This is a genomic window from Ensifer sesbaniae (assembly GCF_013283665.1).
In the GTDB taxonomy this organism is placed as follows: Bacteria; Pseudomonadota; Alphaproteobacteria; order Rhizobiales; family Rhizobiaceae; genus Ensifer; species Ensifer sesbaniae.
The window spans coordinates 441,806-453,328 of the sequence record NZ_JABEKU010000003.1 but is presented as its reverse complement, the minus strand read 5'-3'; the positions used below and the strand labels follow the sequence as shown (position 1 = coordinate 453,328).

Below are 11,523 nucleotides of genomic sequence, written 5' to 3'. Positions count from 1 at the left end.
TTAAACCTAGCCCTTACTTTCGCGCCTCAGCGAGGCGTGCTGTTGTTGCTGATGCGGTTCTGCATCGCCTCAGCAGCGGCGTTTCGAATATTGGTTTTCATGCCTTCTTGCGTTCGCGCCCTTGCCTGCATGCCGGCGTTGCCAACGGCTCCCGCTAGCTTTTGCCCACCCGACAGGGCGGATATCGGCGCGGATATGCCGGCATATCGGCCGATAGTGCGCGCAACGTTGCCGACGCCGGCGGCAACACCGCCAGTAATGCCTTGCGCGAGAACCTGAATGTTGAAGAGGACAAACGCGCCGGCGGCGCAGAGCAACAGGAAGGCGGAAATGTCGCTAAGCTGAAGGCGTCTTTGGTTTGCAGCGTTGCTGACCTTCGTCAATTCCGGGTCCATAGCTGCGATCAGGAATGCCGCCACGACATAAACGAACAGCGGAATCAGCGCATACATCAATACCTGCTGGAACCATGCGACGCCCAAACCTCTCGTCTGCTCGAACAGCATGCAGCCGATGAATATTGGCGCGGTCCCGATCAGGACCCACATCATCACCTTGGCAAGCAGCAGGATCGCCAGCGCCACGGCAATAAAAACCGCTACCGCAAACATGATCAGAAACCCGACCATAGACGGTAGCACCGAGAAGTAACCGGACTGCTCAGCGAATGCAGAAGCCGCCTCGTTGGCCGTTCGCCAGATCATCGACAGGCCGTTCGTCGGTTCCGTGATACCGGTTCCCGTGGCGGTCAGGATCGCGCGGCCGACATCTTCCGGCGTGTCGTTCATCCAAGAGTAGAAAAGCGTATTGAAGTAGTCCCACTCCCTGACCAGCGCCAGGATGATCAGCATACGGGTCACGCGGCCGATGATCTCGGCGACGCTGACGCGGGCGGTTCCCATGAAAAGCTGCAGCCCGTAATAGGCCACATATGCAATGAACATGATGGTGAGCAGCGGCACCACCTCGTCGCCAACGATCTGGTAGGCTCGCGAGGAAAAGTTCGCGCCGGTCTCTTCAATTCTGTCGAGCAGCGCCCCAAGGAAATCCTGCATCGTCGCAATCGTCCTATTCAGCCATCATTGCGTCGATCGCCGCAAAGGCGGCTGCTGCGTCGCCGTTGATGCTCATCATCGGGCCACATTCGGGACGCGGATCCGGCGCGTAGGAGGTCAGTGCAGGTCTCTTGCAAGGCGCGGTCTTTTCCTTCGCCGCTGTACCGCAGCCGGCGAGGCCAGCCGCGATCAGCAGAGGAAAAAGCACCTTCGCTGGTATGGTGATTTTACTGGTCACTGTAGCTGAGGGCCTTCTTGGAGTTGGAGATGTCGGTCAAGCGCCTTTGGTTGTCGGCCTGGAGAGACGACACGGCACCATTCATCACGCCGATCAGTTCATTGATCGTCAGCCCGGCTTGCACCTGAAGCTGTGTGTTCTGGTCGATCGAGCCCTTGATGTCCTTGGCCTGGCCGATATTTGCGCCTGCCTGCTCAAAAGAGGTGCGGCGGGTCTGGACGGCCTGCTGGGAACCCGTCACTAGGGCGGCAACACCAAGAACGGTGTTCACCATCTCCTCGTAGGATTTGTCGCCCGAAAAGGAGCTGCCCGCATGGCCGGACAGATTTTTCACCAGTTGCAAGCCGTTGATGAAGGTCGTTGCGACTTTGGAGACATCACCGCCCATACTGCCGAAGTTCGGAACGCCGCCGGACATAAGGCTATCGAACGACGGCATTTGGGAGACGCTAAATCCATTGCCGACGGCAAGATTCTGCATTTGGTTGGCATCGCTACCGCGATCACCGGTGACCGCCTGAAGGGTCTCCTGGACCGTTTTCAGGACTTCCTTGTTGGTGCCGAGAATATCATCGGTCGTCTTCGACGTTCTCTGTGCAATCTCAAGATTGGCACCGTCGATCACCGGGACCTGCGCCAAAGCCGAGGACGCAAGGGCGGCCACCGAATACGCCGTCGAAATCAAACGTTTCATGGCAGTTCTCCTCATTGAGCGTTCAACATCAGTTTTACGTTGTCCTCACGTTCCCGCTTTTGGACGCAAGCTTTCTCAGTCGGGCTCCATTCGAGCCCCTGCCGGGCATCGCAAACACCAGTCGTTTCACGATCGCCCTTGTCGCCATTTCTCTCGAAATCGCTCGTGCGCGACGATCCGGACAAGCCGCTGAGATCAACCGCGTTACGCGAGTTCATAAGGTCCGCCATCGTCGTGCCGAGGCGGATGACCTGGTTCATCATTTCGAGATTGGCATTGCGGGCACCGGAATTGTGATCCCAACTATCCTGGATCGTGCCGCTGGACATTGCGCCCAACTGCTGCATCCAGGACGCTACGTTGCCGCTTCCTTCCCCAATCGCCTGAGACGTCGCCATGGAGTTGATGGTGGAATCCCGCATACCGGTAAAGGCCGTCGATCCACCGCCATAATTCACCGGGATGTTTGCAACGTCGGAACCGCCGAAGGCCGGGAGCCACTTTTGGGTGATGTTCGCCACATACCCTTGCGTCTCTTTGAAGGGAGGAATCCCGCCATACTTCTGGACGTTTCCAGGTCCCGCGTTGTAGGCGGCCAGTGCCAGATTGGTGTTGCCGTTGAACCGGCGAAGCTGTTGCTTCAGATAGCGTGCGCCGCCCCGAAGGTTGTCTTCGACATTGTGGGGATCGACGCCGAGGTCTTTTGCCGTACCCGGCATGAGCTGAGAGAGCCCGATCGCACCGACCGGCGACTTCGCGCACGGATTGAAGCGGCTTTCCTGGTAGACGAGCGCCATGAAGAGTTTTTCATCGACGCCTTCCTCCTGAGCTACGCGCTTGACCAGGCCGGCAATTTCCGGATTGGCCGTCGCTGCTGAGGCTGCATCGCCGCCTCGCCCGGGACGATACATCGAGCACGTGACGCTTTTGCTGACCGTATGGCGGTCGCTATCCGTCTTCTCGATTTCGGTGGTTGTCGCGTCGCGTTTCGTGTCGGTCTCGAGCACCTTCCCGTCGATCACCGGCACCTGAGAGAGTGCCGGTCCGGAAACACCGAGCCACAGCGCAGAGATAACCCCTAATGCAGGACTTTTCCTCATTCGGCTTTCTCCCATCCGCAAAATTCAGACAGCCAGTTTTCGGGCTCGTCGCCATATTTTTCCCGAAGCGCCGCGCATTCCTCGACTGTCTCCTTGCGCCCGGAAAGCACTTTCACGAGATCGGGCATGGTGGAGAGATCGAGCCGGGCGATGACCGAGTCATTGCCGTGCTTGATCAGGAAAGTTCGCTTTTCGGGCGGGGTGTTCTTGATGAAGTTGAATTCCTTCACCGTCAGGCCGAAACGCTTGATATAGCTGTCTTCGTCGGCCCGAGGGTTCGGGAAATGAATATTGGTCGCCGATTGCTCGATGAGCGTATGCGAGGCTTTTGCCTTGGCTATATCCGCGGCGGACTGAGTGCCGAAACCGACAATACCGTTGAGCTTACGGATGGTCTTCATTTTGTCGACGATGAAGGCCGAAAAGGTCTCGTCCATTAGGAGCTGCCAGCCCTCGTCCATGAAGAACATGACCGGGTCGCCGTCCAGCAGCTCGTCCAGGCGGTGATAGAGGTACATCAGCGCCGGCGTGCGAAGATCCTCGTTACCGAGAATGTTCGTCATGTCGAATCCGAAGACGCTGCGGCCTGAGAAGGAGAGGACGTCATGCTGTGCATTGAAAAGCCACGCCTTTTCGCCATCAATCCAAGGGCGAAGGCGAGCGTGAAGGTCATTGGCGTCTGCCCGTGACCGACCCACCAGCAGGCCGGCGAGATTTGGCAAATTGCGCTCCGCCGCAGGTTCCTGCATCAGACGGACGATCGCCCTTTCAAGCGTGTCCTCGTCTTCCTGGGTGAAGTCGCTGCGATCGCCGGAGCGCAGCATTGCTTTCAGAAGGCGCAGCAAAAATTCACGATTGGGGCCGGTGTTATCGAGCTGAAGCGGGTTGAAGCCGGTTGGCGTCCCCGGCGACAGCACCTCATAGGAGCCGCCGATCGCCCTTACAAAGATCTCCGCGCCGCGATCCTTGTCGAAGAATACGGCCTTCGGCGTTGGAGAAACGCGCATCGCCTGCGCCAGCAGGAACGTCAATGCGACCGTCTTACCAGAACCCGTCGGGCCGGTGACGAGGAAGTGGCCGATGTCGCGGCGATGGAAGTTAAACCAGTACGGCGTTTGCGACGTGGTTTCGAGTATCGTGATCGGCAGTCCCCAATGGGTGCGATCCGCCTGTCCTGTCGCGAAATTGTGCATCGAGGAGAGGCCGGTGAAATTCGCGCTCGAAAGCATCGCCTTGCGAGCAATGTAGCTGTGGTTGCCGGGGAGCTGCGCCCAAAACGCGGCTTCGAGATTCAGATCCTCACGAAGCCAGTTGATGTTCATGTCGGTAAGGCAGGCGCCGAGTTCGGAAACCGTGCGGCTTATGCCCTGCAGATCGCGAGAGAGGCACAAAAGCGAAAGATGGTGGAAGCCGAATACGGCTTCCTGGTTCATCAGGCTATTGAGCGCAAAGTCGATATCCTGCTCGACCGAACTGCCGGATTCGTCCGATGCCCGGATTTGCCGCTGGAGACGGCTGATGCGCTCTTGCGCAATTGGTTTGTCGGCGATCGTGAAGGATTGCGTCAGGATGAATTCGTGGTTCACCTGCAACAGGCCATCGAGCATGCCTGGGCCGGTAAAGGGCGGATATTCTTTGATCGATAACAGCGCCCCATAACGGCTGTCTTCGTCGACCGCTGCTTGGGCCTGCATGGTCCGCTTGCTGAAATGCAGTCGCGACGTGCCGACGTAATTGCGGATTCCCATGCGTGGCAGACGCATTTTGCGCGGCACGCCGCATGTCAGAATCGTATTGAAGAATTCGCAGGGCTCGGAATAGGGGTCGCCCCTTTCCTTCTCCTCCTGCCCTTCAATCTTGGCCTCGTCGTCGTTCCTGCGACGATAGGTAATGCCGAGCGCCCGGGCTCCATACTTGTGCAGATCGCGCACTATGTTGCCGATCAGCTCTTCGAGCTCCGTGACATCTTCGCGCGTTTGCTGGACCCGAGCGTCCTTGTTTGCCTTGTCGAAGATCCTTTTCAGCGTGTCGCCGACGCCAAGTGCGCCCCGCATGCCGGAGCGCACGATAGTCAGGTAAATTTCGTTCGTGAACATGCGCTTATGGCGCAGTTGCTCCATGTAGCGCTTGTTCAAAAGGTCGCAAAATGATTCATCATACGCGCCGCCGATTTCCGTCTCGACCTCTCGGCGGATTACGGTAGACCAAAGTGAATAGCGGCTGGACCCCAGTGCTCGTATCATCGTATTTTGCACGACCGAGCGCATGTTGAGCTCAGCCTGGTCCTGCGTCTGGAAGAACAGGCCGTCCAGTTTGATGACGCTCAAGAGTGAGCCGTTCTCCAGCCCGATGACGGTATCCGAGACGTGGCGCAGATACGGGATATGAGTCGACATGGGCCGCTCATTTCCAGCGACCCGGCCAAACCCAAGCTCTTCTTTGACGACTTTCAGCATGGTTACGGTCCGTAAGAGTTGGTGCCCCAAAAGCGCTTGTTGGGAGTGCGCGGCGTCTTGCGAGACGTCACCTGCAGCACGTCGAGGATCTTGTTGTCCCAGGTGCAGAGCGAGAACAGGACAAGGTAGGCGACCGGCGCGATGAGCAGCGCCAGAAGATGGTTCGTTGCCAGCCAACCAATAATGGTGATGCCGACGATCAGCACCACCGCCATGTACGGCACACCCCAAAGTGTTGGGGACCGGGTTAACCCGATCACCAGCGGCGTCAGAGATGGCTTTTCGTCCTGAAATTCGCTCATGATCAGTTGCCGCCGCCGACAGACGAAATCATCTGGTCAACGATCGCCGGCGCACCGAACACAAGGCCAATGCCGATCACCACCGCGCCCGCCGTGAACCACGAAAGGCGGCCGGCGAAGGCGAGAAAGCCAAGGCCGATGACGGCAATGATCGCCATCAGGCGGCCGAAGGGGCCGGTGATGAAATCGACGATCATTTGGACAGCGGTTTGAAGCGGCGCAAAGGCGCCTCCTCCGGTAGCCTGAGCAAAGGCGACGTCCGCGCCAACAACCTGGATAGCGGCCACGAGACCGAACAGGGCCGCAAACTTTACAGCCTGAGACTTCCCCGTTTGCATCGAAATCTGCATACTTCTCTCCTTCAAAAGTGCATCACACCGCCGACAAACGCGCCGGTTTTTTTCACAGCGATGACACCAGCGTCCCCGCTGTCACTCGCATCCGAGACCGCTTGGTCAGCGGCCTTTCTCGATTTGCTTCGTGCCGCCGGCATAGGCATGCCGAGCTGATAGTTCACGACCTTGGCGACGTATCCGAGCGTTTCCTCGAAGGGCGGGATGCCGCCGTGTTCGTAGATCCGCTGTTCGCCGCTGTTGTAGGCGGCCGCGACAAGGAGGGGGTTTTGAAACTCGTCCAGAAGCACCCGCAGGTACTTCACGCCGCCCTCAATGTTCTGCGCCGGATCACAGACATCCTTGACGCCAAAACGTGCGGCCGTAGCCGGCATGAGCTGCATTGGCCCGCGCGCACCCTTGGGAGAGTTGCGGCTTTGATCAAAGCCGCTTTCGGCCCAGGCGATGGCCGTCGCGAAGACTTCATCGACGCTGTACTTCCGCGCCGTCTGCACAACCATAGACTTAATTTCTTCGGCGTTGAGCGGAGACGGGCCACATTCATGCACTTCATTGGCGCTGCTTCTAGCCTGTCGATTTGCGCCAATTTGCGTTATTGAGCCCGTCGGAAGTTGCGCTTTATCAGTATCGTGCGCTGCATCAATGGCAGCAGCGGAATAGCCCAAAGCTGCATCAAATTGATTCGAACCCCCAAATTCTTGGTGGTTTTCGTCTGCGCTGTCCGTCTGCTTTACGACGCCATTGGTGCCAAGGACGAACTCCTTTTCGGAGCCATGCCACCGTTCCTCAAAGTTCCTTGCAAGCTCAGATTTACTGCGTCCCTGCCAAGTGCTTTTATTGACTATGATATTTCCATTTTTATGACCGTCTTGGGCGTGACAAATCCCGCCCAGGATCACGGTCAAAAGGGCCGTCCCCGCCAATACGGTCTTGCCCGAACTGCCTGCAATTCTAGCCCTTTTTTCCATCGGTCCCCGCCAAACTTGCGGTGTTGTGATTGACACGAAAACTGATTAAGTTGGTGAACTCGTGACATCGATTTGGTTCAGCGATACACTTTTTTGCTGCACACTTAAACCCCTTTTCGCGGGGGAATAGACGGAAGCAATATGGGTAAGGGCTAGAAAATGAAACGGATCATCATTGCTGCACTCACAGGTTGTGTTATGGCAACACCCGCCTTGTCCGCTACGGACATCAATACGGACTACATCAAATCCCTGGCAGCACCGGGAAAGACCGTGCTGGTGATCGAGTACTATGACGGGGGCGGCAAAGTCGCCGACCGCAAAGGCTATGCAACAACGGCCGGCTTCAGGGCCGTGTCGCCGACCGACTTCCGCGTTGACGAGAAAACGACGCTGCACCTTTACGGGCTCGAGCCTTGCAAAGGCGAGATGGTCAATCGCAGTGAAGACTTCGCCGGGACCTGCACCGACTTTGCGCAGCAACAGCTTCAAATCATGCTGCAGAACCCGAAGGTCGTCTTTTGCCGTGCCTTCGTGAGCGAGCAAGGTGCGCCGGTTCAGAACGCGACTTGTTACGGCTACTACAATTTTCCGGGCAGTCTCGATTCCGTCGATATGTTTGAGGAGCAGCTTCTATCGCTCGGCGCACTCCGCCTTGCCAAGAAGCCAGACGGAACCCCTGTCCGCCCCGACCTCACCAAGGCCGAGGAGATTGGCCAGAAGGGCTCTTTCGGAATGTGGGCTGATCCGAGGGTTAAGGGCCAATGAGAAAGGCTCTTTTCCTTCTTTCGGCTCTTCTGCCATCAGCCGCCGCAGCCGCGCCGACCGGATATTTCGATCTATTACCCGGCGTCACACTGGAGACCGGTGATACGTGGATTTCGGAGGGTAAGCGCTTCCGGCTCTACGGCGTTCAGTCGTGTTTGCGGGGTACCTCTTATACCGACAAGCACGGGCAGAAACGCGATTGCGGCGAGGCGTCCCTTGCCGTGCTCGCGGCCTATATCAAGGACACCAAACCCGTTTGCGCACCTGTGGCGAAGAAGGACGATACCGCCTACGTCGTCTGCTACGCCACCGTCGAAAAACAACGGCTCGACCTGGCGAACGTCCTGATCACCAGCGGGTACGCCTTTGCGGCCCTCAATGGTGAGGGCCTGCCATATCACGTCCCCTATGCCGTGGCTGAACAACTTGCTCGCGATAAGCGGGCCGGCCTCTGGCAGTTCGAAGACGTTCAGCACCCGGCCATTCTCTTGAGCCGTGAGGTGAATGCACGAAACAAGAAGGCAAACCAATGAAGCGACACCTGTCCGCAGCCGCGGTTCTTGCTGCGATCGTCCAACCCGCTACGGCCGCCGATCTGGTCAAGAATCCAGCCGGGACGATCGGGCAGCAGCATGATTGGTCCGATGCTCCGGTATATCCGATCTACAAGGGGCGGGTTGTGGCCATCAATGGCCGAACTCTATGGTATCCTCAATATGCGCAGCGCGTTCGACTCGTCGACATCGACGCATGCGAACTCCCGCAATGGGCTCTTGATCCGAAATGGGTGAACCGTGAACGGCAGAAGGCACCTTCCCCCGTCCCTTGCGGCCCGCTCGCCAAGGCCTGGCTCAAAAGGACCGTAGGCAACAGGCCGGTCGAATGCACAGTCGTAGCTTATGGCAATGACGGAATCCCGCAGGCGCGTTGCACATCAGTCGGACGTGACATTGCGGTTGAAATGCTACGCGTCGGCTGGGCGCGCGTCGCGTCACCTCACTTCTATAACAACCAGTACCTAGCTTACCAGCAGCACGCCATGGCGGGCCGCTACGGCATGTGGGCCACCTATGTTCTCGACATGAACGAATGGCGACGCAAGGCGGTGGACAAAACGTCAGAGCGCCAGCCGATCGCCGATGCCAACCTGCTCGCCGAGCGTGAAAGCGAGATTTCACCTCCCTTCATCGATGCCCGCAGGAAGCCTAAGAGGACAGACCGATAGTTGCCCGACTTCGCTCATATTGCGAACTCGTTCGCAACGGATCCGCTGGCGAGCCTGCTGCTCGCCATTCCGCTGTCGTTCGCGTTGATCGTCGTTTCGGAAAAAATCTGGTGGGTTCATGCACCGTTGGCCGCGGCGCTCCTGATCGTCTCTGTACTCTTTCTCGATCAACGTCATCTAGCGCTCGACTGCTTCTTGGTCGGTCTTTTCGCCTTTCCGTCGCTTTGCCGGGACATCCCCAATCAGCCGCTTCTCTTCCGGATCGGGATCTTCTGGTTCTCAGCCTTCGCGCTCATCGCAGCCGTCATCTACGCGGCCGGGGACCGGGTGCAACATGTCGCTCCGATCGACAAACTGTTCGTCGGTCGGGCTTCTCCAGCCGCAACCATCAATGAGGACCAACTGACATGAAACGTCTGCTTTATGCCGCCGCCGGTCTTGCTGTGATCGCAATCGCCCCTAAAGGGGCAAAGGCTCAAGACGCCGAGTGGGGCTGCCAGGTTCTACTTTGCGCCGCCTCCCAAAACCCTTCCTGGCATGGCGTCCCATATTGCGTTCCGCCAATGAAAAAACTGATCCGCGCAATGTCAAAGCCGGGGTTCGATTGGCCGATCTGCCACCAGGCGAAAGCCGGCGAACCCGGCCGGCAAGAGTTCGAGGAATGCCCTGCCGGCTCTCGTCCCGCCTCGAGCGGCAATGGAGATGACCCTGTCTTCAGGCGGGATCAAAATGACCAGTGCGTCCGCATCGTGGACAGATGCGAAGACGGCGACGAGTATGACCGCCTCTATGGTGATGCAGAGGCCAACGACAGGAATCGGACCACATTGGAGATCCTTCGCAGCGGTAGAAATGATGATGATTTCGGATATCGAGACAACAAATATAACAGCTGCAAGGTGAAGGTAACGTCTCCCCGGCCGCGGCGCTCGAATCCCTGGTATTTCGACATTCCAAACGACAAGGGCGCCAAAGAGCGCTTCTGGTTCAACCTCAGAACCTAAGTGAGAAAGCCAATGAACCAGAACATCCTTTTAGCGATCACCGCGAGCGTCGGCCTCGTGGCCGGAGCCGGCGGCACCTATCTTGCGACCTCAGAGCCTAAGGTGGAGGCCCTTTCAAAGGTAGAATTGGTGGCGGCGATCTCCGCTGATCCGTCCCTTTGCCCGATTCCAACAGTCGAGGCGCCGACGGAGGCCGAAGCAACCGCAGCCTACCGCAAAGCTCACGCGGCGTCTCCCCTCGTTTGGGACAGAAACGATCTGCCGGAAATTTCCGTGGCGCTCGGGCAGTGCGACAAGGCTGGATCAGGCCCTGGCGTCGCCTGCATGACCTCAGTCAAAATGTCACCTGAGGCGCAGCCCATTGATCGGATTGTAAGTTTCGCCAAATCGGCATCCGGAGAATGGATCGCAACAATCAACTAGCTTACGGAAAGCCCGCTTGAAGCGTGCTTTCCGCTCAAATCACATGAGGGCGACTTTAGTAGCCGCCCTGCTCCAAGATTGAATTCATCTCACTGGCGATCAACGTGCCCCGTGTCGCGATCAAGTAAGCCGACATATAGGTCAGCTTCAGCCTCGATTCCCGATCGTCGCGCGGTCTATAGTTGACGATCGCCAGCTTGCTGGCCTCTTCTGCCCGCGCCACGTCCAGCAGCTCATTCACGTAGACGACGCTCGTAACCTCACCGGCCGCCCTGCGTTCATCCCACACACGAACGGCGTCCGCGGTTGCCAGTTGCGCGGCGATATGCCGATCCATCAACTCACCAAGTGAAACCGTAGTTTCCGCCCTGCTCTCTTCCGTCATAGCAACCTCAATCCCAGGTTCCACGGTCACTCCTTGGCCTCCCAAATTGGAAGGGAGGGCAGGAGCCCCGCTCCTGCTCCCCGAGTTCGCGCGGAGCAGCGGAAGAGAGGGGGACAAGCGCTAAACCGGAGGGGGATCACCCACCCATTGGGCCGGTCGGCACAGCCGGCCGGTGCTGCAGGCCATCGGCCGAAGCATGGGGAGACCGGTTTAGTGCTTGTTGGGGGAGAGAGGGCAGCGCTCTTTCTCCCCTCTCAGTGAGTTGAATCTATTGGCCTTCGGCCGAAATTCGGTGCCATACGGAGAGGTACTTTCTCTCTCTCTCAACATAAACCGAGCGTACCGAGTTGATGGGCTTGCATCAATGACAGCGGTTCCCCCAATTTTGCCGCAAGCGACAAAACCGGTTCCCCCATCTGCCCTTCGGGCCGCTTAGGCGGTCATTGACCCAAGCCCCTCAACTCGGGGTGAGCGTCCGGTGAGCGGATTTTGCTGAGCGAGCCAGTTAGGCGATGTTCTGGCATTAGAACCAGCATTAGTGCTGACACTAAT

15 protein-coding genes are annotated in these 11,523 nt (G+C 58.0%); 6 read left to right on the top strand and 9 right to left on the bottom strand.

Going from position 1 to position 11,523, the window contains the following annotated elements; genetic code table 11:
- Positions 1-26: 26 nt before the first annotated feature.
- Genes BHMPCIPO_RS30750 through BHMPCIPO_RS30715 form a run of 8 tightly spaced genes read right to left on the bottom strand, consistent with a single transcriptional unit; the run spans position 27 to position 7,166 of the window.
- Complete coding sequence (locus tag BHMPCIPO_RS30750) at positions 27-1,055, bottom strand: TrbL/VirB6 family protein (RefSeq protein WP_173520606.1); 1,029 nt, start codon at positions 1,053-1,055, stop codon at positions 27-29.
- A 13-nt stretch (positions 1,056-1,068) separates the two neighbouring features.
- Positions 1,069-1,293, bottom strand: coding sequence for a hypothetical protein (locus tag BHMPCIPO_RS30745; RefSeq protein ID WP_173520605.1), 225 nt, complete (start codon positions 1,291-1,293; stop codon positions 1,069-1,071).
- Positions 1,283-1,987 (bottom strand): type IV secretion system protein, encoded by a 705-nt coding sequence (locus BHMPCIPO_RS30740; RefSeq protein ID WP_173520604.1) that lies wholly within the window; start codon positions 1,985-1,987, stop codon positions 1,283-1,285. The genes BHMPCIPO_RS30745 and BHMPCIPO_RS30740 overlap by 11 nt, the downstream gene beginning before the upstream one ends.
- An 11-nt stretch (positions 1,988-1,998) precedes the next feature.
- Entirely contained in the window at positions 1,999-3,087 is a 1,089-nt protein-coding gene (locus BHMPCIPO_RS30735; RefSeq protein ID WP_173520603.1) for a lytic transglycosylase domain-containing protein, read from the bottom strand.
- On the bottom strand, positions 3,084-5,543 hold the full coding sequence (locus tag BHMPCIPO_RS30730; protein WP_173520602.1) for a VirB4 family type IV secretion/conjugal transfer ATPase: 2,460 nt from the start codon (positions 5,541-5,543) through the stop codon (positions 3,084-3,086). Before BHMPCIPO_RS30730 ends, BHMPCIPO_RS30735 begins: the two co-directional genes overlap by 4 nt.
- A gap of 2 nt (positions 5,544-5,545) precedes the next feature.
- Complete coding sequence (locus BHMPCIPO_RS30725) at positions 5,546-5,845, bottom strand: VirB3 family type IV secretion system protein (RefSeq protein ID WP_096771553.1); 300 nt, start codon at positions 5,843-5,845, stop codon at positions 5,546-5,548.
- A 2-nt stretch (positions 5,846-5,847) separates the two neighbouring features.
- A complete protein-coding gene (locus BHMPCIPO_RS30720) occupies positions 5,848-6,195 on the bottom strand; it encodes a TrbC/VirB2 family type IV secretion system protein (RefSeq protein ID WP_173520601.1) in 348 nt (115 codons plus the stop codon).
- An 11-nt stretch (positions 6,196-6,206) separates the two neighbouring features.
- Positions 6,207-7,166 carry a lytic transglycosylase domain-containing protein gene (locus BHMPCIPO_RS30715; RefSeq protein WP_173520600.1) on the bottom strand — a complete coding sequence of 320 codons (960 nt, stop codon included), beginning with the start codon at positions 7,164-7,166 and terminating at the stop codon, positions 6,207-6,209.
- 159 nt (positions 7,167-7,325) lie between these two features.
- Here BHMPCIPO_RS30715 and BHMPCIPO_RS30710 point away from each other — a divergent pair, with 159 nt between their 5' ends.
- Genes BHMPCIPO_RS30710 through BHMPCIPO_RS30685 form a run of 6 tightly spaced genes read left to right on the top strand, consistent with a single transcriptional unit; the run spans position 7,326 to position 10,586 of the window.
- A complete protein-coding gene (locus BHMPCIPO_RS30710) occupies positions 7,326-7,934 on the top strand; it encodes a hypothetical protein (protein ID WP_173520599.1) in 609 nt (202 codons plus the stop codon).
- Positions 7,931-8,467, top strand: a complete 537-nt coding sequence (locus tag BHMPCIPO_RS30705; protein WP_173520598.1) for a thermonuclease family protein — start codon at positions 7,931-7,933, stop codon at positions 8,465-8,467. Before BHMPCIPO_RS30710 ends, BHMPCIPO_RS30705 begins: the two co-directional genes overlap by 4 nt.
- On the top strand, positions 8,464-9,159 hold the full coding sequence (locus BHMPCIPO_RS30700; RefSeq protein ID WP_173520597.1) for a thermonuclease family protein: 696 nt from the start codon (positions 8,464-8,466) through the stop codon (positions 9,157-9,159). Before BHMPCIPO_RS30705 ends, BHMPCIPO_RS30700 begins: the two co-directional genes overlap by 4 nt.
- Complete coding sequence (locus tag BHMPCIPO_RS30695) at positions 9,160-9,570, top strand: hypothetical protein (RefSeq protein WP_173520596.1); 411 nt, start codon at positions 9,160-9,162, stop codon at positions 9,568-9,570. It begins immediately after the preceding gene.
- Positions 9,567-10,163, top strand: a complete 597-nt coding sequence (locus BHMPCIPO_RS30690) for a hypothetical protein (protein ID WP_173520595.1) — start codon at positions 9,567-9,569, stop codon at positions 10,161-10,163. Before BHMPCIPO_RS30695 ends, BHMPCIPO_RS30690 begins: the two co-directional genes overlap by 4 nt.
- A 12-nt stretch (positions 10,164-10,175) precedes the next feature.
- Complete coding sequence (locus tag BHMPCIPO_RS30685; protein ID WP_173520594.1) at positions 10,176-10,586, top strand: hypothetical protein; 411 nt, start codon at positions 10,176-10,178, stop codon at positions 10,584-10,586.
- A gap of 55 nt (positions 10,587-10,641) precedes the next feature.
- On the opposite strand, the gene BHMPCIPO_RS30680 is transcribed toward BHMPCIPO_RS30685, so the two are convergent.
- The gene (locus tag BHMPCIPO_RS30680) at positions 10,642-10,923 is read right to left on the bottom strand and encodes a hypothetical protein (RefSeq protein WP_173520673.1); all 282 of its coding nucleotides are present in this window, start codon (positions 10,921-10,923) and stop codon (positions 10,642-10,644) included.
- Positions 10,924-11,523: the final 600 nt, after the last annotated feature.

Bases quoted from the DNA above. Each gene is read 5' to 3' on its own strand.
- BHMPCIPO_RS30750 (WP_173520606.1), bottom strand. From the start codon at position 1,055: ATGCAGGATTTCCTTGGGGCGCTGCTCGACAGAATTGAAGAGACCGGC.
- BHMPCIPO_RS30740 (WP_173520604.1), bottom strand. From the start codon at position 1,987: ATGAAACGTTTGATTTCGACGGCGTATTCGGTGGCCGCCCTTGCGTCC.
- BHMPCIPO_RS30735 (WP_173520603.1), bottom strand. From the start codon at position 3,087: ATGAGGAAAAGTCCTGCATTAGGGGTTATCTCTGCGCTGTGGCTCGGT.
- BHMPCIPO_RS30730 (WP_173520602.1), bottom strand. From the start codon at position 5,543: ATGCTGAAAGTCGTCAAAGAAGAGCTTGGGTTTGGCCGGGTCGCTGGA.
- BHMPCIPO_RS30725 (WP_096771553.1), bottom strand. From the start codon at position 5,845: ATGAGCGAATTTCAGGACGAAAAGCCATCTCTGACGCCGCTGGTGATC.
- BHMPCIPO_RS30720 (WP_173520601.1), bottom strand. From the start codon at position 6,195: ATGCAGATTTCGATGCAAACGGGGAAGTCTCAGGCTGTAAAGTTTGCG.
- BHMPCIPO_RS30715 (WP_173520600.1), bottom strand. From the start codon at position 7,166: ATGGAAAAAAGGGCTAGAATTGCAGGCAGTTCGGGCAAGACCGTATTG.
- BHMPCIPO_RS30710 (WP_173520599.1), top strand. From the start codon at position 7,326: ATGAAACGGATCATCATTGCTGCACTCACAGGTTGTGTTATGGCAACA.
- BHMPCIPO_RS30705 (WP_173520598.1), top strand. From the start codon at position 7,931: ATGAGAAAGGCTCTTTTCCTTCTTTCGGCTCTTCTGCCATCAGCCGCC.
- BHMPCIPO_RS30700 (WP_173520597.1), top strand. From the start codon at position 8,464: ATGAAGCGACACCTGTCCGCAGCCGCGGTTCTTGCTGCGATCGTCCAA.
- BHMPCIPO_RS30690 (WP_173520595.1), top strand. From the start codon at position 9,567: ATGAAACGTCTGCTTTATGCCGCCGCCGGTCTTGCTGTGATCGCAATC.
- BHMPCIPO_RS30685 (WP_173520594.1), top strand. From the start codon at position 10,176: ATGAACCAGAACATCCTTTTAGCGATCACCGCGAGCGTCGGCCTCGTG.
- BHMPCIPO_RS30680 (WP_173520673.1), bottom strand. From the start codon at position 10,923: ATGGATCGGCATATCGCCGCGCAACTGGCAACCGCGGACGCCGTTCGT.